This is a genomic window from Parasphingomonas zepuensis, assembly GCF_036663735.1.
Lineage (GTDB): Bacteria > Pseudomonadota > Alphaproteobacteria > Sphingomonadales > Sphingomonadaceae > Sphingomonas.
This window is the reverse complement of sequence record NZ_JAXOJO010000001.1, coordinates 420,829-441,242: the sequence shown is the minus strand read 5'-3', so window position 1 is coordinate 441,242 and position 20,414 is coordinate 420,829. Positions and strand designations below refer to the sequence as shown.

At 66.2% G+C, this 20,414-nt stretch carries 14 protein-coding genes; 8 read left to right on the top strand and 6 right to left on the bottom strand.

What is annotated here, in order from left to right; all coding sequences use genetic code 11:
- Positions 1-45: 45 nt before the first annotated feature.
- Positions 46-3,462: an acyl-[ACP]--phospholipid O-acyltransferase gene (locus U1769_RS02170; RefSeq protein WP_332711304.1), complete on the bottom strand. Its 3,417-nt coding sequence runs from the start codon at positions 3,460-3,462 to the stop codon at positions 46-48.
- 284 nt (positions 3,463-3,746) lie between these two features.
- Here U1769_RS02170 and U1769_RS02165 point away from each other — a divergent pair, with 284 nt between their 5' ends.
- The gene (locus U1769_RS02165; protein WP_332711301.1) at positions 3,747-5,414 is read left to right on the top strand and encodes an MFS transporter; all 1,668 of its coding nucleotides are present in this window, start codon (positions 3,747-3,749) and stop codon (positions 5,412-5,414) included.
- Between the two features lie 86 nt (positions 5,415-5,500).
- Here the strand turns inward: U1769_RS02165 and U1769_RS02160 are convergent, their stop codons facing one another.
- Positions 5,501-7,579, bottom strand: coding sequence for a response regulator (locus U1769_RS02160; RefSeq protein ID WP_332711298.1), 2,079 nt, complete (start codon positions 7,577-7,579; stop codon positions 5,501-5,503).
- Between the two features lie 4 nt (positions 7,580-7,583).
- Positions 7,584-12,965, bottom strand: a complete 5,382-nt coding sequence (locus U1769_RS02155; protein ID WP_332711295.1) for a HAMP domain-containing protein — start codon at positions 12,963-12,965, stop codon at positions 7,584-7,586.
- A gap of 220 nt (positions 12,966-13,185) precedes the next feature.
- Between U1769_RS02155 and U1769_RS02150 the strand changes: the two genes are divergently transcribed.
- Positions 13,186-13,773 carry an SOS response-associated peptidase family protein gene (locus tag U1769_RS02150; protein WP_332711292.1) on the top strand — a complete coding sequence of 196 codons (588 nt, stop codon included), beginning with the start codon at positions 13,186-13,188 and terminating at the stop codon, positions 13,771-13,773.
- A 109-nt stretch (positions 13,774-13,882) separates the two neighbouring features.
- Positions 13,883-14,575, top strand: coding sequence for a hypothetical protein (locus U1769_RS02145; RefSeq protein WP_332711290.1), 693 nt, complete (start codon positions 13,883-13,885; stop codon positions 14,573-14,575).
- Here U1769_RS02145 and U1769_RS02140 read toward each other — a convergent pair.
- The gene (locus U1769_RS02140; RefSeq protein ID WP_332713603.1) at positions 14,567-15,376 is read right to left on the bottom strand and encodes a helix-turn-helix domain-containing protein; all 810 of its coding nucleotides are present in this window, start codon (positions 15,374-15,376) and stop codon (positions 14,567-14,569) included. The two genes, U1769_RS02145 and U1769_RS02140, sit on opposite strands and share 9 nt — an antisense overlap.
- A gap of 120 nt (positions 15,377-15,496) precedes the next feature.
- On the opposite strand from U1769_RS02140, the gene U1769_RS02135 reads away from it, so the two are divergent.
- The 3 genes from U1769_RS02135 (at position 15,497) to U1769_RS02125 (ending at position 17,409) form a co-directional block, all read left to right on the top strand.
- Complete coding sequence (locus U1769_RS02135; RefSeq protein WP_332711288.1) at positions 15,497-15,886, top strand: hypothetical protein; 390 nt, start codon at positions 15,497-15,499, stop codon at positions 15,884-15,886.
- Positions 15,887-16,024: 138 nt separating this feature from the next.
- The gene (gene lepB / locus U1769_RS02130) at positions 16,025-16,978 is read left to right on the top strand and encodes a signal peptidase I (RefSeq protein WP_332711286.1); all 954 of its coding nucleotides are present in this window, start codon (positions 16,025-16,027) and stop codon (positions 16,976-16,978) included.
- Complete coding sequence (locus U1769_RS02125; RefSeq protein WP_443030166.1) at positions 16,975-17,409, top strand: ribose-phosphate pyrophosphokinase; 435 nt, start codon at positions 16,975-16,977, stop codon at positions 17,407-17,409. Before lepB ends, U1769_RS02125 begins: the two co-directional genes overlap by 4 nt.
- On the opposite strand, the gene U1769_RS02120 is transcribed toward U1769_RS02125, so the two are convergent.
- Positions 17,374-17,697 (bottom strand): hypothetical protein, encoded by a 324-nt coding sequence (locus tag U1769_RS02120; protein ID WP_332711284.1) that lies wholly within the window; start codon positions 17,695-17,697, stop codon positions 17,374-17,376. The two genes, U1769_RS02125 and U1769_RS02120, sit on opposite strands and share 36 nt — an antisense overlap.
- 150 nt (positions 17,698-17,847) lie before the next feature.
- Here U1769_RS02120 and U1769_RS02115 point away from each other — a divergent pair, with 150 nt between their 5' ends.
- Positions 17,848-18,024: a hypothetical protein gene (locus U1769_RS02115; RefSeq protein WP_332711282.1), complete on the top strand. Its 177-nt coding sequence runs from the start codon at positions 17,848-17,850 to the stop codon at positions 18,022-18,024.
- A gap of 102 nt (positions 18,025-18,126) precedes the next feature.
- Here the strand turns inward: U1769_RS02115 and U1769_RS02110 are convergent, their stop codons facing one another.
- Complete coding sequence (locus U1769_RS02110) at positions 18,127-20,046, bottom strand: CocE/NonD family hydrolase (RefSeq protein WP_332711281.1); 1,920 nt, start codon at positions 20,044-20,046, stop codon at positions 18,127-18,129.
- 154 nt (positions 20,047-20,200) lie between these two features.
- Here U1769_RS02110 and U1769_RS02105 point away from each other — a divergent pair, with 154 nt between their 5' ends.
- On the top strand, positions 20,201-20,377 hold the full coding sequence (locus U1769_RS02105; RefSeq protein WP_332711279.1) for a Trm112 family protein: 177 nt from the start codon (positions 20,201-20,203) through the stop codon (positions 20,375-20,377).
- Positions 20,378-20,414: the final 37 nt, after the last annotated feature.

The following is a 20,414-nucleotide window of genomic DNA, read 5'->3' as shown; positions in this document are numbered from 1 at the left end:
GCCTTCACACGCGCCCCACCCGCGGCCCCGCCAGCCCCCGCGCCCTCACCCAGCCGCTATCGCCCCCATCGTCACATAATCCAGCTTCCCCGTCCCCAGCACCGGCAGCGCCTCCACCACCCGCACGTCACGCGGCAAAGCGAGTTCCGCGATCCCGTTCGCCTTGCCCCACGCCAGCAGCTCGGCCGGCTTCGCATCGGCCCGCGTGGTGAACAGCACGAGCTGCTCGCCCTTCTTCGCGTCCGGCCGCGTCACCACGGCATGCTCGGCGCCCGGCCAGGTCGCCGCGGCGTATCCCTCCACCGCCGGCAACGAGACCATCTCGCCGCCGATCTTGGCGAAGCGCTTGGCGCGCCCGCGGATGGTGACGAAGCCGCCGCCCGCTGCATCGTCGGCGCCGATCGTCACGATATCGCCCGTGTCGTGCCACCCGTCGACCGGCGGCTTGAGCACGCCCGGCGCGTCGCTGGTCATGTATCCCGCCATGATGTTCGGCCCCCGGATCGAGAGCCGCCCGCCCTCGGTGATGCCCGGCACGTCCTCGAGCCGCGCTTCGATCCCCGGCAGCAGCCGCCCGACGCTCCCGCCGAGATAATACATCGGCGTGTTGACCGCGATCACCGGCCCGGCCTCGGTCGCGCCATAGCCTTCCAGGATGCGCAGCCCGAACTTGTCGGCATAGGCGCGGCGCGTCTCGTCGCGCACCCGCTCGGCGCCGGCAAAGATGTAGCGCACGGAGTAGAAATCATAGCTGTGCGCCATGCGCGCATAGCCCGCCAGGAAGGTGTCGGTGCCGAACAGGATCGTCGCATTGGAATCATAGGCCAGCGCCGGCACGATCCGGTAATGCAGCGGGCTTGGATAGAGCAGGGTGCGGATGCCGCTGAGGATCGGCAGCAGGGTGCCCCCGGTCAGCCCGAAACTATGGAACACGGGCAAGGCGTTCAGCACCAGGTCGCTCTCGTTGAAGTCGATCCGCGCCGAGAGCTGCAGGCAGTTCGCCAGCAGGTTGCGATGCGTCAGCACCACGCCCTTGGGCAGGCCTTCCGATCCGCTGGTGAACAGGATCACCGCCGCGCTGTCCGGCGTCACGCCGCGCCGGCGGTGCAGCCGCCCGGCGAACCGCGCCGCGATCAGCGCGCGCAGCTTCGCCCCGCCGCTAATGCCCGCCGCGACATCCTCCAGATACAGGATCTTCTGCCCCGCCGCCTCCAGCGCGGCGATCACCGGCTCCAGCTTGCCCTGCGTCACGAAGGCCCGCGCCGTCACCACGGTCCGCACTTCGGCCGCGACGCAGGCCGCCTTCAGATTGGCCGGCCCGGCGGTGTAATTGAGCATCGCCGGTACGCGCCCGATCGCCTGCAGCGCGAAGAAAGTCGCGACCACGCTGGAGACATTGGGCAGCAGCACGCCGACGGCTTCGCCCGGCTTGCTCACGCCCTCGAACACGCGGCCAAGCGCCATGCTGCCGGTCACGAGCCGCTTATAGCTCAGCGGCTCGCGCTTGATGTCCTCGACCACGCCGACCTTCCCGCCATGCACGTCCTTCGCGTCGAGCAGCGCCTGGAACAGGGTGCGATCGATGTCGGATGTGGCGAAGATCATCTCGCTCATCACGTCGTACAGCTTGCGCCCGGCGATCGCGCGCCGCGCCCGGCCGCTCATCTTTCCCTCGATCGCGAAGCGGCGCGGCGGCAAAATGGTCAGGCTGATCTGGGGGAAGGCCCGCCGCCGCACCTTGCCCTTCAGATAGGAAAAGGGCGTGAACTGCGCCCCGTCGATGCGCACCGGCACGATCGGCGCATCGGCCTTGTCGGCGATCATGCCGGGCCCGTCGAACACCTTCATCAGCGCGCCGGTCACGGTGATGCGGCCCTCGGGGAAGATCACCAGCGTGTTGCCCTGGCGCACGGCCTTCACCATCGCCTTGGCCGCCATCGGGTTGGTCGGATCGACCGGGAAGGCGCGGAACAGCTTCAGCGCCGGCTTGATCCACCACAGGGTCACCACCTTGCTCGCCACCGCGAACACTGGCTTGCCCGGCAGGAAGGCGGCGAGCAGCAGCCCGTCGAGCCAGGATACATGGTTGACCACCACCACCGCGCGCTCGCCCGGCTGCGGCATGTTCTCCGCCCCGTTCAGCTCGATGCGGTAGAGCAGCTGCAGCGTGCCGCGGACGATCGCCTTGATCACCGTCTCCGGCAGCAGCCAGCAGCTGATCAGCGCGACCGCCAGGGTCGAGAAGCCGAGCGCACCGATCACGCCGGGGATGCTCGCGCCCTGGCTCTGGATGAACAGCACCACGGCCACCACCGCGACCATGATCGCTGCGTTGACGATGTTGTTGGCGGCAATGATCCGCGATCGTTCCTCGGGCAGGGTCGCGGTCTGCAGGATGGCATAGAGCGGCACGACGAACATGCCGCCGCTGAACGAGATGCCGAACAGGTCGATCAGCACGCGCCAGTTGCCCGGCGTCCGCGCGAACTCCCACGATGTCACCGGCGTGCCGGGGATCGGGTAATTGCGCGTCGCCAGCCACAGGTCGATCATGAAGCCGGCCATCGCCAGCGCCGATATCGGCACATATTTCGCGGAGACCGCGCCGCCGAGCAGCCGGTTGACCATGGTCGATCCGAGCGCGATCGAGACCGAGAAGACGATCAGGAACAGGGTCACCACGCCCTGGGTCCCGCCCAGCGCGCCGGAGACGAGCGGCAGGAAATTGGTCACCAGGATCGCGCCGACCGCGAAGAACCAGCTGATCCCCAGGATGCACAGCCACACGCCTTCGCCGTCATGCGCCGTCTTCAGGATCTGCCAGGTGCTGCGCAGCGGGTTGCGGTCGATCTTCAGGCCCGGCGCGGCCGGCGGCGCGGACGGGATCGCCCAACTCGCGATGAAGCCGACAATGGCCAGCCCGGTCGCGGCCAGCCCGCATTCCCACGCCGGCAACACGCCGGTCACCGCGAGCAACTGCCCGCCCAGGATCGCGAGGAAGGTGCCGCCCTCGATCAGCCCGGTGCCGCCGACGATCTCGTTGCGATGCAGATGCTGCGGCAGGATCGAATATTTGACGGGCCCGAAAAAGGTCGAATGCATGCCCATCAGGAACAGCGCGGTCATCAGCAACAGGATGTTGTGCGTCGCGAAGCCGATCAGGCCGATCGCCATGATGCCGATCTCGGCACCCTTGATGATGCGGATCAGCCGCGCCTTGTCCCACGCGTCGGCGATCTGCCCGGCCATGGCGGAAAACAGGAAATAGGGCAGGATGAACAGCCCGGTCGCGATATTGCCGAGCAGCGCGACATGGTTCGGGTCCTGCGGGAACAGCGTGTAGGTCGCGAGGCTGAGCATCGCGAACTTCAGGACATTGTCGTTGAACGCGCCCAGGAACTGCACGACGAACATCGGCGCGAAGCGCCGTTTCGCGAGCAGCGAGAAATCGGGTGCCGACATGCTATTTTGCTCCCAGCGGACGAAATGGAAATCGCGGTCGTTTCAGGGTCGATTGGTCTTGCCGTCAGCCAGCCTGGCCGGTCAGGCGCTCAGCTATGCCGGGTTCATTGCACTCGCTCCACCCTTGGCCCGAAAATCATACCGGACGATGAACGGTCGCACAAAACTGAACATTGTTCAATAATAATAATAGACACTGTTCAATTTTAACCATCTTCCAGTCCGGCCCTGCATGTGGCCATCGGGGGTTGGCATCGTCGCCGGCTTGCCGCAACGACGATGCGATGCCAGCCACCGTGCCCGATTCCACCCGGCCCGTCTCGCCGCTCGCGATTCCGATCTTCCGCACCGTGTGGATCGCCAATCTCGCGTCGAGCTTCGGCGGCCTCATTCAGTCGGTCGGCGCGTCGTGGATGATGGTGTCGCTGGCCAGCTCGCCGCAATTCGTCGCTTTGGTGCAGGCCTCGACCACGCTGCCGATCATGTTGCTGTCGCTCTGGGCGGGCGCGGTGGCCGACAATCTCGATCGCCGGCTGGTCATGCTCTGGTCGCAGGGGTTCATGCTGGTCGTGTCGGCGACGCTCGCCGCGTGCGCCTGGCTTGGGGTGCTCAGCCCGTGGCTGCTGCTCGGCTTCACCTTCCTGATCGGCTGCGGCACGGCGATCAATGGCCCGGCGTGGCAGGCCTCGGTCGGCGATATGGTCCCGCGGCCGGCGCTCCCCGGCGCGATCTCGCTCAACGCGCTCGGCTTCAACATCGCGCGCAGCGCCGGGCCGGCGATCGGCGGCCTGATCGTCGCGGCGGCGGGGGCGGCGGCTGCCTTCCTCGCCAATGCGGTCAGCTATGTCGGGCTGATCGTTGTGCTCGCGCGCTGGAAGCCGGAGACGCCGCCGCGGCTGCTCCCGCGCGAACGGCTCGGCGTCGCGATGGGGGCGGGCCTGCGATACGTCGCGATGTCGCCCAATCTGCGCGTGGTGATGCTGCGCGCCGGCCTGTTCGGTCTCGCGGCGAGCGCGGTGCCGGCGCTGATGCCGCTGGTCGCGCGCGATCTGATGGGCGGCGGCGCCCTGACCTTCGGCGTGCTGCTCGGCGCGTTCGGCGTCGGCGCGGTGGGCGGCGCGCTGGTCAGCGGGCGGCTGCGGCGGCGGCTTACCAACGAACGCATCGTGCTGCTCGGCGGGCTGGCGCTCGCGCTCGGCGGGGCAGCGACGGCGGTCAGCCCGGTGATGGCCGGCACGATCGTCGCGCTGATGCTGGCCGGCGCCGGCTGGGTGCTGGCGCTCTCCACCTTCAACGTCACGGTGCAGATGGCGTCGCCGCGCTGGGTCGTGGCGCGCGGCCTCGCGCTCTACCAGATGATGGCGTTCGGCGGCATGGCCGCGGGCAGCTGGCTGTCCGGTGTCGTCGCCGAGAATCGCGGCGTCGCCACGGCGCTGCTCGTCGCCGCGTCGGTGCAGATCGCCGGCGCGCTGCTCGGTTTCCGGCTGCCGTTGCCGCAGGTCGAGGATCTCAACCTCGATCCACTGAGCCGCTGGACCGAGCCGGAGACGGCGGTGCCGATCGAATTGCGCAGCGGCCCGGTGGTGGTGTCGATCGAATATCGCATCGCGCAGAAGGACATCGTCACGTTCCTGCGCGTGATGGACGAACGCGGCCGCATCCGCCGGCGGGACGGTGCGCGGCACTGGACCTTGCTGCGCGATCTCGGCGATCCGCTCTTGTGGGTCGAGCGCTATCACGTGCCGACCTGGCTCGATTATGTCCGCCACAACCAGCGGCGCACGCATGCCGACGCCGACAACAGCGCCCAGATCTCCGCGCTGCACCAGGGGCCGGAGCCGCCCGTCGTCCACCGCATGATCGAACGCCAGACCGGCTCGCTCCCCTTCACCCGCGCCCCCGGCTCACGCGAGCTGTCCGGCCCGATGACCGACCCGAGCGGCTCGGCCTGACGTCGATTCACATGTTGTAAAACCGCAGCCACTCGCGATTCGCGTGGCCCGAAAAGGCCTGTTTCACCTGCCCAGACCCGGTAAGATCACGCCGGCACCAGGGTCTCCATCGCCCGCCGGATCGCGTCCTTCAGCTGCTCGGGCGAAAAGGGCTTGGCGACCGCGATGATCTGGTCGGCGCTCAGGTCCATCGCCCCGTCATCGGCATAGCCGGTGATGATGATCGCCGGCAGCCCCGGCCTGATCTGCCGCGCCCGCCGGATCACTTCGGTGCCGGAGACGTGCGGCATGGCATAGTCGCTGATGATCAGGTCGACCGCGTCCGGATCGCCGCTCAGTATCTCCAGGATCGCCGGCCCGTCGGGCGCCGCCACGGGATGGTGGCCCAGATCCTCCAGCAACGCCGCCGTCGTCGCCCGCACCGCTTCGTGATCGTCGACCAGCAGGATGGCGAGGCCGGTATCCGCTGCGGCGGCGGGCGCCGGCTCGGCCGGCCCGGGCGCCACGACATGCTCGGCCGATCGCGGCAGCCACAGCGCCACGCTGGTGCCGGCGCCTTCGCGGCTCTCGATCCGCACCGTCCCGCCCGACTGGTTGGCGAAACCGTGCACCATGCTCAGGCCCAGCCCGGTGCCCTTGCCGACATCCTTGGTCGTGAAGAAGGGCTCGGTCACCCGCTCGATCATGTCGGCGGCGATGCCGCACCCGGTATCGGCCACGGTCAGCACGACATAGGATCCCGGCGCCAGCCCGCTCTCGTCATGCCCGGCCTCGGCGTTTCGCGCCGAGACGCGGATGGTCCCGCCCTCCGGCATCGCGTCGCGCGCGTTGATCGCCAGGTTCATCAGCGCCAGCTCGAGCTGCGCCTCGTCGGCATAGGGATGGCCGACCGCCGGATCGACGTCCCACGCAATCTCCACCAGCCCGCCCAGCGTGTGCGACAACAGGTTGCTGACCCGGTCGGCGAGCAAGGGCAGGTCGATCGGCGCCGGCTCCAGATTCTGCTTGCGGGCAAAGGCGAGCAGGCGCGAGACGAGCTCGGTGCCCTGGCCCGCGGCATGCTGAGTCATCGCCAGGATCTTGCGATGATCGTCCTCCAGCGGCACCCGCCGCTCGATCATGCCGAGGCCGCCGATCACCGCCGCCAGCAGATTGTTGAAATCATGCGCAATGCCGCCGGTCAGCTTGCCGATCGCGTCCATCTTGCGGACGTGCAGCAGCTGAGTCTCCAGATCCTTGCGCTCGGTCACGTCGAGCAAGGTGCCGGCATATTCGAGCGGCTTGCCATCCGCATCGCGCAGCAGCACGGCCTGGTCGAGCACATGGCGGTAGCGCCCGTCGGCATGCCGCCAGCGATATTCCATCGCGAGCGGCGCACCGTGGCCGCGGCCCTTCAGCGTCGCCTCGACCCGCTCGCGATCCTCCGGATGCAGCCGGTCGTGCCACAGCGTCGGCCTGTTCTGGATGTCGTCGAGCGAGAAGCCGGTCATCGCCGCGAAATCGCCGCTGATCAGTTTCGGCCGGCGCGGCGAGACGCCTTCGGTCTCGAGATAGAGCAGGATCGGCAGCGACTGGATGATCGCGCCGTGGCGCTGCTCGGCCAGGCGCAGCTGGCGCTCGGCCTTCAGCCGCTCGGCATTGGCCCGGATCGTCGCATCCAGCAGCTCCTGCTCGGCCTGCGCCTTGCGCCGGATCTCCAGCGTCATCTGGAACAGGTCGACGAACACCGCGACCTTGGATTGCAGCACGATCGGCTCGACCGGCTTGAACACATAATCCACCGCGCCCATCGAATAGCCGCGGATCAGATGCTCGGTTTCCTTGTTGACGGCGGAGAGGAAGATGATCGGGATGCGCTTGGTCTGCTCGCGGCCGCGGATCATGCTGGCGACTTCATAGCCATCCATGCCCGGCATATAGACGTCTAGCAGGATCACCGCGAAATCGCCGCGCAGCAATTCGCGCAGCGCTTCCGGCCCCGATTTCGCGACGACGACGTCGCCGATGTCCTCGAGCACGGTGCGGATCGCCAGCAGGTTATGCTCGTCGTCGTCGACCACCAGGATGCGCGCGCGGGCGACTGGATCGACCGGCACCACCTTCAGCACGGGCGCGGCGGTGCCGGCGGTCACCGGGTGCACGAGAACACGCTGCTTGCCTGGCACCGGATCACTCCGCGGCCGTGCCGGCACGCGCCAGTGCGGGAGGCGCGCGATCGCGCGACCGCGCCACCCATACCCGCAGCAGGGCCAGCAGCAGCTCGATGTCCACCGGCTTGGCGATATAGTCGGAGGCGCCGGCGTCCAGGCATTTCTGCCGGTCGCCCTTCATCGCCTTGGCCGTCACCGCGATCAGCGGGATATCGGCAAATTCCGGGATCGCGCGAATGCGCTGCATCGTTTCGTACCCGTCCATTTCGGGCATCATGATGTCGATCAGCGCCAGGTCGATGCCGGGCGTCTGTTCCAGGATCACGATGCCGTCCTTGCCACCCTCTGCGTGTACGACCTCGACGTCGTAGCTCTCCAATACGCTTGTCAGCGAATAGATGTTCCGGATGTCGTCATCGACGATCAGCATCTTCGATCCGGCCAGCTCGGGCACCGCGGGCAGGCCGATCGCCGTATCCGATCCGTCGATCGGCGCCATGCGCACCACCGGGGTGGTGCGGACGACGCGGGCGAGGTTGCGGAACACGGTCGCCAGCTGTTCGGTCGTGGCCGGCTTCTCGGTCGCGCCGAATGCGCCCATCTCGATCGCCATGCCCAGCTTGTCCGCGCCGGAGATGACATGGATCGGCAGATGGATGGTCTGCGGATCGTGCCGGAGCAGATCGAGCAGCACGAAACCGTCAATGTCCGACAGGCCCAGATCGAGCGTGATCGCATTGGGCTGCAGCTTGCGCGCCAGCGCCAGCGTGCCGGCGCCCGCGGTCGAGACGACGCCCTTCAGCCCGGCCTCGCGCGCGATGTCGAGCAGGATCGAGGCGAAGGTCGGATCGTCCTCGACGATCAGCACGAAGGGCGCATCGCCCAGCGAATCGCGGTCGTCCGTCACGTCGATCGGCGCGGGCAGGGCGTTGGGCACGATCGCGCCGCTATTGTCGTAGCGCGCCGAGGAACTGGCGGCGCCGGCGCCGGTCGCCTCGGCCTGGAGCGGCACGAACAGGGTGAAGGTCGATCCCTCGCCCGGGGTCGAGCGGACCTTGAGCTCGCCGCCGAGCAACCGCGCGATCTCGCGGCTGATCGACAGGCCAAGGCCGGTGCCGCCATATTTGCGGCTGGTCGTGCCGTCGGCCTGCTGGAACGCCTCGAAGATCAGCTTCTGCTTGTCCTGCGGGATGCCGATGCCGCTGTCCGTCACCGCGATCTCGATCGCCTGGTCGGCGTTGCGCAGCACTGGATGATTGGTGCTCCACCCGGCCTTGGCATTGCCCACCGAGAGCGTGACAGAGCCCTGCGCGGTGAACTTGAACGCGTTGGACAGCAGGTTGAGCACCACTTGCTGCAGCCGCTTCTCGTCGGTGCGGATCGTGGCGGGCAGGGTGGCGTCGAACTCGACCCTGAAATCCAGATTCTTGTCCGCGGCGAGCTGACGGAAAGTCCGCTCCATATGCTGCTTCAGCGCGTTCATCGGCATGTCGCCGATCTCGATCGAGACGGTGCCGGATTCGATCTTGGACAGATCGAGGATGTCGTTGATCAGGTTGAGCAGATCGGAACCCGCCGAGTTGATCGTGCGGGCGAACTCGGTCTGCTTCTCGTTGAGATTGCCCTGCGGATTGTCCGCCAGCAGCTTCGACAGGATCAGCAGCGAGTTTAGCGGCGTGCGCAGCTCGTGGCTCATGTTGGCGAGGAACTCGGACTTGTATTTGGAGGTGAGGGCAAGCTGCTCGGCCTTCTCCTCCACCGCACGCCTGGCCATCTCGATCTCGAGATTCTTCGCCTCGACCTGCTTCTTCTCGTTCTCGAGCAGCTGCGCTTTCTCCTGCAACTCCTCGTTGGTGGCGTGCAGTTCCTCCTGCTTGGTGGTCAGCTCGGTCTGGCGCGCCTGCAGTTCCTGCGTCAGCAGCTGCGACTGTTTCAGCAGGCCCTCGGTGCGCATCGTCGCGGCGATCGTGTTGAGCACGATGCCGACCGATTCCATCAGCTGGTCGAGGAAGGTCTGGTGCGTCTCGTTGAACTCGCTGAACGAGGCCAGCTCGATCACTGCCTTCACTTCGTCCTCGAACAGGGCCGGCAGGATGTTGACGTTGGTCGGCGCGGCATGGCCAAGGCCCGATCCGATCCGGATGAACTCGGCCGGCATGTTCTGCAGCAGGATCGGGCGCTTGTCCGCCGCGGCCTGGCCGACCAGCCCCTCGCGCAGGCGGAACTCGGTCTTGAGCTGGTCGCGATTCTCCGCGCCATAGCTGGCGGCAAGCTCGAGCACCGTCTCGTCATTGTCGCGGTTGGTGACGTAGAACACGCCATATTGCGCGTTCACCAGCGGCGCGAGTTCCGACATGATCAGGTTGGAGACGGTGGTCAGATCGCGCTCGCCCTGCAGCATGCGCGAGAAGCGGGCGAGATTGGTCTTCAGCCAATCCTGCTCCGCATTCTTCAGCGTCTGCTCCTTCAGGTTGCGGATCATCTCGTTGATGTTGTCCTTGAGCGAGGCCATCTCGCCCGAGGCCTCGACCGCGATCGATCGGGTAAGATCGCCCTTGGTCACCGCCGTCGCCACGTCGGCGATCGATCGCACCTGGTTGGTCAGGTTCGCGGCGAGCTGGTTGACGTTGTCGGTCAGGTCGCGCCACAGGCCGGCGGCGCCCGGCACGCGCGCCTGGCCGCCCAGCCGGCCCTCGATGCCGACCTCGCGCGCCATGTTGGTCACCTGGTCGCCGAAGGTCGACAGCGTCTCGATCATGCCGTTGATCGTGTCGGCCAGCGCCGCGATCTCGCCCTTGGCATCCACCGCCAGCTTGCGCCGCAGATTGCCCTGCGCCACCGCGGTCACCACGTCGGCGATGCCGCGCACCTGGTTGGTCAGGTTGGTCGCCATCAGGTTGACGTTGTCGGTCAGATCCTTCCACGTGCCGCCGACGCCCGGCACCTGTGCCTGGCCGCCGAGCTTGCCCTCGGTGCCGACTTCGCGCGCCACGCGCGTCACTTCGGAGGCGAAGCCGTTGAGCTGATCGACCATCACGTTGATGGTGTTCTTCAGCTCGAGGATCTCGCCCTTCACGTCGACGGTGATCTTCTTGGAGAGGTCGCCGCGCGCCACGGCGGTGGTCACTTCAGCGATGTTGCGGACCTGGCCGGTCAGGTTGGCCGCCATCAGGTTCACATTGTCGGTCAGATCGGCCCAGGTGCCCGCGACGCCCGGCACCTGCGCCTGGCCACCGAGATTGCCCTCGGTACCCACTTCACGCGCCACGCGCGTCACTTCCGACGCGAAGGAATTGAGCTGGTCCACCATCGTGTTGATGGTGTTCTTCAGCTCGAGGATCTCGCCCTTCACATCGACGGTGATCTTCTTGGAAAGATCGCCCAGCGCCACCGCCGTCGTCACCTCGGCGATGTTGCGCACCTGGCCGGTCAGGTTGGCGGCGAGCTCGTTGACGTTGTCGGTCAGGTCCTTCCACGTCCCGCCGACGCCCTCGACCTTGGCCTGGCCGCCGAGCTTGCCTTCCGATCCCACTTCGCGCGCCACGCGCGTCACTTCGGAGGCGAAGCTGTTGAGCTGATCGACCATCACGTTGATGGTGTCCTTCAGCTCCAGGATCTCGCCCTTCACATCGACGGTGATTTTCTTGGACAGATCGCCGCGGGCCACGGCGGTGGTCACCTCGGCGATGTTGCGCACCTGGCCCGTCAGATTGCCCGCCATCAGATTGACGTTGTCGGTAAGGTCCTTCCACGTGCCGGCGACGCCTTCCACCTGCGCCTGTCCACCGAGTTTCCCCTCCGAACCGACTTCGCGCGCCACGCGCGTCACTTCGGAGGCGAAGCCGTTGAGCTGATCCACCATCACGTTGATGGTGTTCTTCAGCTCGAGGATCTCGCCCTTCACGTCGACGGTGATCTTCTTGGAGAGGTCGCCGCGCGCCACGGCGGTGGTCACTTCGGCGATGTTACGGACCTGGCCGGTGAGGTTGGCCGCCATCAGGTTCACATTGTCGGTCAGATCGGCCCAGGTGCCGGCGACGCCTGGCACCTGGGCCTGGCCGCCGAGCTTGCCCTCGGTGCCGACCTCGCGCGCCACGCGCGTCACTTCGGAGGCGAAACCGTTCAGCTGGTCCACCATGGTGTTGATGGTGTTCTTGAGCTCGAGGATCTCGCCCTTCACGTCGACCGTGATCTTCTTCGACAGATCGCCCGACGCCACCGCCGTCGTCACCTCGGCGATGTTGCGCACCTGCCCCGTCAGATTGTCGGCCATCAGGTTGACGTTGTCGGTCAGATCCTTCCACGTGCCGCCTACGCCCGGCACCTGCGCCTGCCCACCGAGTTTGCCCTCGGTGCCGACTTCGCGCGCGACGCGTGTCACTTCGGAGGCGAAGCCGTTGAGCTGATCGACCATCACGTTGATGGTGTTCTTCAGCTCGAGGATCTCGCCCTTCACGTCGACGGTGATCTTCTTGGAAAGATCGCCCGACGCCACCGCGGTGGTGACTTCGGCGATGTTGCGCACCTGGCCGGTGAGATTGTCGGCCATCAGGTTCACGTTGTCGGTCAGGTCCTTCCACGTGCCGGCGACACCTTCCACCCGCGCCTGTCCGCCGAGCTTGCCCTCGGTACCCACCTCGCGCGCCACGCGCGTCACTTCGGAGGCGAAGCTGTTGAGCTGGTCGACCATGGTGTTGATCGTGTTCTTCAGCTCGAGGATCTCGCCCTTCACCTCGACGGTGATCTTCTTGGAAAGGTCGCCCGATGCCACCGCCGTCGTCACCTCGGCGATGTTGCGCACCTGGCCGGTCAGGTTGGTGGCCATCGCGTTGACGTTGTCGGTCAGGTCCTTCCAGGTGCCGGCCACGCCCTTCACGGTCGCCTGGCCGCCGAGCTTGCCCTCGGTGCCGACTTCGCGCGCCACGCGCGTCACTTCGGAGGCAAAGGACGCGAGCTGCTCGACCATGGTGTTCACCACCTTGCCGATGCGCAGGAATTCGCCGCGCAGCGGCCGGCCGTCGATCTCGACCGTCATCGATTGCGAGAGATCGCCCTTGGCCACCGCGCCGATCACGCGCGCGACCTCGGCGGTCGGCTGCACCATGTCCTCGATCAGTTCGTTGACGGATCGGATCGCGCTTTCCCAGCTGCCGGTGGCCGCCTTGACCCGCCCGCGCTGCGTGATCTTGCCTTCCTTGCCGACGACGCGCGACAGGCGTTCGAATTCCTCGGTCATCTGCTGGTTCAGGCCGACGACTTCGTTGAACAGGGTTGCGAGCTCGGCATCCGGGCCGTGCAGATCCTCAGGCAGGCGCGCGGTGAAATCACCGCGGCGGAGCGCACGCAGGGCAGACACGATCTGACGGCGGTCAAGCGACTCGCGGGGGGTCTCGATATTCAAGCTCAGCTCCCTGGCATTCCCGACCCCAAGGTCGTTATCCGGCCCCCCGGCCTCGCGGTGCGCACCATAACGCACCGTTTATCAACAGCTACTGAATTTTTCGAGATGAGCCGGGCCTGAATTCGGCTTCCGGTGGAGCCCCGCGATCGTGCGGGCAGCTGTCGACTTGCTGCGACCAATGCCTGTCGCGGACGGGGGCATTCGGCGCTATGAAGGTGCGATGTGCAACGACTATCGGCTCGAGATCGAGGGCGCGACGATCATCGATGGCTTTGCGGCGCTGGAGATCGACATCCGCTTCCCCGAAGGCCTGCCCAATATCGAGCCGCGGGCGGACATCAAGATCACCGACACCGCGCCGATCGTCCGCTCCGTGGCCAACACGCGCGCCGCCGGTGAGCTGGTGCAGCGGCGCTGGAGCTGGCCGGGGCCGAACCGCAAGCCGGTCTATAATTTCCGTTCGGACGGCCGCGAATTCTCCAATGGCCGCTGCCTGATCGTCGCTGACGGGTTCTACGAGTTCACCACGCCGGACGATCCAAAGAAGAAGCGCAAGGACAAATGGCTGTTTACGATGAAGGACCAGCCCTGGTTCTGCATCGCCGGCCTGTGGCGCGCGAGCGATGTGGGCGAGGCCTTCACCATGCTGACGATGGAGCCGGGGCCTGACATCGCGCCCTATCACGACCGCCAGATCGCAATCCTCGACCGCTCGCGCTGGGTCGACTGGCTCGATCCGTCGGTGCCGGCAAAGGAAGTGCTGCACGCGCTGCCGGCGGGGAGCCTTGCGGTGGAGCAGGTGGGGTAGGCTGGGTCCGATCCCGTTCGTATGAGACCGTCTAAACGCTGATTCTACGGCGGCGATCGGGCCGAAAAAGCCCGTGGCGGGCTTCAGGCGGGTCTGCCAAAGGTGTCCTATGGGATATCTCGTCTCCTTTGCAGCGATCGCCGGGCTGAAGGAAACGACCACCCTCCATCGGATTCCCGAGACCATACCGTGGCGCGCGTTTCGTATCGAAAACGGGTTGGTCCTGATCGACTGGCTGCGACGCCCCAATCCGAACATCAAACCAGCCGCCAGGCCGAGGATTCCGGCAACGCCGGAATTTGCAGTGCGACCGTCAGGCGTAGCGTTCGACAGCGTGTTCGGCGACGCGGCGCCCGGGCTGGACGATCTCTACAAGCGGCTTGGCAAGGAGCGGAGAGCCGGTACGCTGCCGGCGGTCGCCGTCCATACCGCATTGCTGTTGCACGGCCTCACCCAATGCCCGGTCCTCTCGGTCATGTCGAACGACGATGATTGGGACTTTGCCCGCGAGGCGCGCGACGGCGCTCTACACCAGGCTTCCTTCGTCTCGGGCGAGGAGGACATCCATGTGGACCATGACGGGGTAATTGAAGTCCTGCCCATTTCGTCGGAATCGCACGCCGTGCACCGTATCGCGCAACGGGAAGCAATGCTGTGGTTCGAGAAGCTGCAATGCCTGTTTGGATTTGACGGGACCTCGGAGCCGCTTTCATTGATCGAGATCGACCGATCCCGACAGGCCGAGGTGTCGAAAACGCCACCGTCGTCACCTGCTCGAAGGCCTTTTTGGAAGCTATGGTGAGAGGGAACCTGTTTCGGGGAGTAAGGATTCCCGCACCGTCTCCGCAGTTGCTTCATCGGCCGGGAAAAACGTCTCCAGCGTCAGCTCGGACAAGGTCACGTCCTGCGCCGTGCCGAACACGGTGGTGGTGCTGAGGAAGCTCAGTATCCGATCCCCTGCCAGCAATCGCAGCGGCACTGCGATCCCGCCCAGATCCTCCGGACGCGCGTCGGAGGCGGGCGGGGCCGGATAGGCTTCCAGCTCAGCCACCAGCGCGTCGAGCGCCGCATCGTTGGCTGCCTGCGCCTGGCGCTTGAGCCGCGCGATCAGATGGTGCCGCCACTCGGCCAGGTTGACGATGCGCGGCGCCAGCCCTTGCGGATGCAGCGCCAGCCGCAGGACGTTCGGCTTGTCGAGCAGGACCGGATCGACCCCGACCAATAACGGCGCGACGCCCCGGTTCGCCGCGATCAGGTTCCAGTGCCGGTCGACCGCGAGCGCCGGCCAGGGCTCGTGCCCCGCGAGAATCAGGTCGATCGCCCGGCGTGCGCCGGCCATGGCCGGATCGTCGAGCGACCGTTCCCCGAAGAGCGGCGCGAAGCCTGCCGCGGCGAGCATCAGGTTGCGCTCGCGCATCGGCATGTCGAGTTGTTCCGACAGGCGCAGCACCATTTCCCGGCTCGGCCGGGCGCGGCCGGTTTCGAGGAAGCTCAAATGACGTGCGGAGATTTCGGCCTCGAGCGCGAGGTCGAGCTGGCTCATTCGCCGGATCCGGCGCCATTCGCGCAAATGGTCCCCGATATTTCGCGCCGCCGCCGTCATCCTGCTTCCTCCACCGGCCGGACCATGCACCGACAGGCCCTGCGCTGCCATTACCTCACAGGTAATCGACGCACCTACCTCCTTCGCCGAAAATCGCCGGACAAGATGAAGGAGCTAGTCATGACGGATACGACCAAAACCATTCGCACGATCCTGGGCGCCGATGCGCTCACCTGTCTCGCCGCCGGTGCGGTGATGAGCCTCGGTGCCGGAATGCTTGCCGGGCCGACCGGGCTCAATGCGAGCTTGCTGCTGGTGGCGGGGCTCAGCCTGTTCCCGGTGGCTGCCCTGTTCGGCTGGATGGCGAGGACCGCGCTGCTGAACGGCCCGCTGGTGATGCTGGCGGTCATCGGCAATATCGGCTGGGTGGCGGCGAGCATCGCTGTGCTGCTGGTGACCGAACCGACCCTGTTCGGTACGGCGTTTGTCCTCGCACAGGCGCTGGTGGTGACGCTGCTCGCCTGGCTGGAGTTCAGCCACCGCCCTGGAGCCGCACGCGCGTTCGCCTGATTGAGGCTGGCGGCTCCCGCGGGGCCGCTGCCTTGTTTCGCCATCGCATCCGCCCGTGCATTTGACCGCGGTTCCTGTGTATCAGAAGGGGCCGCGGCCAGGTGCCCGCGACGAGATGAAGCAACTATGGGGCGTCCGGTGACGGGTAACCAAGAACAAGATACGCCCGATGCTCGGCGCGGCATTCCAGCGCGGATCGGCATCTGCCTGCTCAATCTCCTGTCGCCGGGGCTGGGGTTGATGCGCCTGTCGCGGCCGCGATGGTGGCTAGGCTATAGTTTGCTGGTTGCCCTGATCGGGGTGACGGCGATGCTGTCGTTCAGCCTGATCCGCGACATGTCGTTCTACACCTATATCCTGCTGCTCGGCACCTGCCTGGTCGTCATGCTGGCCGCCTATCTCGGGTCGATCTGGCACAGCTGGCGATTCAGTGCGGTACGCGATCCCGCCCCCCGCTGGTGGTCGCGCTGGTACGGCCTCGTGTTGCTATGGGCGGCGGGGACGCTGTTGACCTGGCCATTGCCCGATCTGCTCCGCACATTTTACCGGCCCTTCCACGTGCCTTCGGAAGCAATGAGTCCGACCTTGGGGATCAACGATCGCCTCCTCGCCGACATGCGCATCGTCGATGCCCTGAAACGCGGCGACGTGGTGATCGTGGACACCGGCAAGGCCCATTACGTCGAGCGTATCGCAGCGCTGCCGGGTGACCGCATCGCGATGCGCGACGGCGCCGTCGTGCTAAACGGGCAGCCCGTGGCCCAGACGCTGACCGCGCGCATGAAGGTTCGCGACGCCGACAACGTGGAGGTAGAGCGCCGGACGCTGACGGAGCGTTTTCCGGGCGAGGAGCATGCCCACCAGATCATCGACCTGGGTCCTTCGGACGGCGATGATCGGGCGGAAATCCGGTTGGGTGCCGGACAATATTTCCTGTTGGGCGACAATCGCGATCGATCGGCCGACAGCCGTTTCGAAATGTCGGTTTTCGGCCTCGGTGTGGTCGATCGCCCGCGGATCACCGGGCGTGTGCTGTTCGTCTATTGGCGGCCGGGGAAGGGACTCGGCGAGATCAGGCTCTATATCCCATGAGCAAGCCCCGCACCGCGATGGATGGCCCCGCGCACCCGCCCACGCCCGCCGACAATGCGATCGGGGACGTTGCGCGGGTCCGCGCCATCCTGGTCGCCTCGGCGAGAGCGGGCGAGGCGATCAGCTATTCGCATCTGCTGGCCGAGCTTGGCCACCGCTTCACCCGGCCGAAGATGCGCGCCGTCTGCAAGACACTCGATGCGATCGACAGCGCCGGAGCCGAGGCGGGCGAGCCCGGGCTTGCGGTGCTGGTCGTGCGGGAATCCGACGGACTGCCGGGGCAAGGCTGGTGGGTCGGCGGAATCGCGATGCGGCACGGCTATGACGGGCCCTGGACGGGAGCGGCGGCGCTGGCGTTCGTGCGCGAGCTTCAGGAGGAGGTGTTTGCCTGGTGGTCAGCGAACGGCCGAGCGAACCCGCCGGACGGATAAGCCTCCGCCGAACCCGAGCAGCGCCGACGGGAGGCCGACGAACAAGATCAAAGGCTCGAGATGAAAAAAGAAGCTGCGGCCCTCCCCATCGTGCACATCGACATAATAACTGACGATCATCACAACTACCGGCACCAGGATTGGGATGGCCAAACCACCCAGCAGTACGAGAGGCAGTGCCTTCCAGCTCCAGCGCATGGTGGAGAAAACCGCCACGGCAATAGTAGCGAGCATGATGCCGATGATCAGGGCAGTGGGTAGAAAGCTGTAGGGATAGACCTGGATCATTCCCGAACCCTAACGATTGAACGGGCCTTGGCAGTCGGGCGGGGAGCAGCTCTTGTCGGCGGCTCCAGCCTCATGGATAAGCCGTAAGCGCTTCTGAATATACAGAACAACCGAAGCGGTAGAGAAGCGTAATTTTAGGGGAAAGCCTGAATGCAAGTCCTGATCATGGCGTCGGCTCCGGGCCAGCAGACACTGACGACGACGTTCGAAGCGAAGAACGACGCCCATATCGCGACGGAAACGGCGAGAATGGTCGAGTTCGCGCTCAAGACCTACGGATCGACCAACAATGTGACGATCAGGATCACCCATAATCCTGATCTCTGAGATCGGCGCGGACGGGCGGGCGACCGGAGTGGCCCGGCTTGCAACGCCTGGCTGAGGGCCGGGAGCAGCGGCGGAGACGATCCACCGGCGCTCCCCGCCGCATCACTGCGCCGCCGGTACCACCGGCAGCCACACCGCGCTCGGCGTCGCGCCGCCGCGTTCGATCGTCACGGTCGCCTTTTTATAATCGCCGGGTTTGGCGTAGAAGATGTTCGGGACGAAAGTCTGTGGGTTGCGGTCGTAGAGCGGGAACAGAGTCGACTGGATCTGCACCATGATCTTGTGGCCCGGCTGGAACACATGATTCACTGCCGGCAGGCGGAAGCGATAGCGCTGGACCTTGCCGGCCGGGATCGCGCTCGGCTTCTCGAAGCTGTCGCGGTAGCGGCCGCGGAAGATGTCGAGGCTGATGGCGAGCTGATAGCCGCCCATCTTCTTGTCGGTCGCGATCTCGTCCGGATAGACGTCGATCAGCTTCACCACGAAATCGCCGTCAGTGCCGGTGGTCTTCGCGAAGATGTCGGCCAGCGGCACGCCCGATACCGTCACCGGCGCCGTCAGCACTGGCGTTTCATAGGTGAGCACGTCGGGCCGGCCATCGGCGTGGCGCTGATCGCTGACCAGCCAGCTCTGCCAGCGGCCGTCGCCGAAATTCACCGGGCGCGGCAGGTGCGGCACCGGCTTGGCCGGATCCGACACATAGCTGTCCCCGCCGGCCGCCGGCTTGTCGAAGCCAAGCCCTTCGTCGGCGGCGAGGAAGATCGGCTTCATCGGCGCGGCGCAGCCAGTGTCGCAGGCAAGCGGCCACTGGCTGAATCGATCCCAGCGATTGGCGCCGCTATTGTAGATCGTCGCCGCCGGCGGGGTGAAGGCGGGCGCTCCTTCCTTCAGATAGGCGTTGAAGAACGGCAGCAGGATATCGCGGCGCGCCTGGAGTGCGGTGTCGCCCTCGAATTTGAGGTCGCCCAGCGTCGATCCGTTATAGTTGAACCCGCTGTGCCGCCACGGGCCCATAAGCAGGAAATTGTTGCTGCCATGGCCGGCCTTGTTCAGCTCCTCCCAGGCGTGGATCGCGCCGTACATGTCCTCCTGGTCCCACAAGCCTTGTTCCCACAGGGTCGGCACTTTGGACGGTTTGGCGGCGAGCAGCTTGTCGAGCGCCTGTCCCTGCCAGAACGCGTCATAGGACGGGTGCTGCGACATGCGGGTCCAGTAGGGCAGCTGATCGAAGCCGGACTGTTTCGCCCAGTCGCCGGCCGAGCCGACCTTGCGGAACGTATCATAATCGTCCCACGCCGCCGAGGTCGCCGACTTGCCGGCGCCCTTGTAGCCGGTCTGCGAGGCGAGCCAGCCGATATTGGTCAGGCGGAAGGCACCGTAATGGAACCAGTCGTCGCCCATCCAGCCGTCGATCATCGGGCTTTCGGGTGCCGCTACCTTCAGCGCCGGGTGCGGATCGAGCAGCGCCATGACGACGGTGAAGCCTTCATAGCTTGATCCGAGCATGCCGACCCGGCCGTTGCTCTCGGGCAGGTTCGCCTTGTTCACCAGCCAGTCGATCGTGTCGTACGCGTCCGTGACATGATCCGTCTTGGTTGTGTTGAGTGGGCCGATCACCGGGCGGGTGACGACATAATCCCCTTCCGATCCGTATTTGCCGCGAATGTCCTGGAAGACGCGGATATAGCCGTCCTTCACGAACAGTTCGTCGCCCTCGGGCAGGGTCGAGATCATGTTGGGGCTGTCCATCCGGACGACGCGGCCCGAGGCGTTGTACGGCGTCCGCGTCAGCAGGATCGGCGCGTTCCGGGCGCCCTTCGCCACGATGATGACGGTGTGCAGCTTCACGCCGTCGCGCATCGGGATCATCACTTCGCGCTTCTCGTAATCGTAATGCGCGGTGGGCGGCGTGAATTTGGCGGGAATGTCGCCGGCGGGCGCTGTCGCCTGCGGCGTCACCGTCTGGGCGACGGCCATGGTCGCGAGAAATGTCGAGGCGAGAAGCGCGAAACCGATCCGCATGAGCAATTCCCTGTTTTTCTATGCTTGTTCCCAGCGACATGGCGAACCCGGCAACGCCCTGTCAACCGGACGGGCGCCGCATCGAGACTGGGATCGCCACGCGCTTCGGTATAAGGGCGCGGTGGTTGCGCAGCCGGCGGCAGGGGATATGCGGATGGATCGGGATTTCGACGAAGCGCTGCTGGAAAAGCTCGTCTGCCCGGCGACGCGGACGGCGCTGCGCCACGATCCCGCGGCGGGGGAACTGGTCGCCGACGCCGCCGGCCTGGCCTATCCGGTCCGAGATGGCGTCCCCATCCTGTTGATCGAGGCCGCGCGCCGCCTGAAGTGAGGCGGCCGCCGTTTGTCCGTGCGCCTTTGCGAGCAAC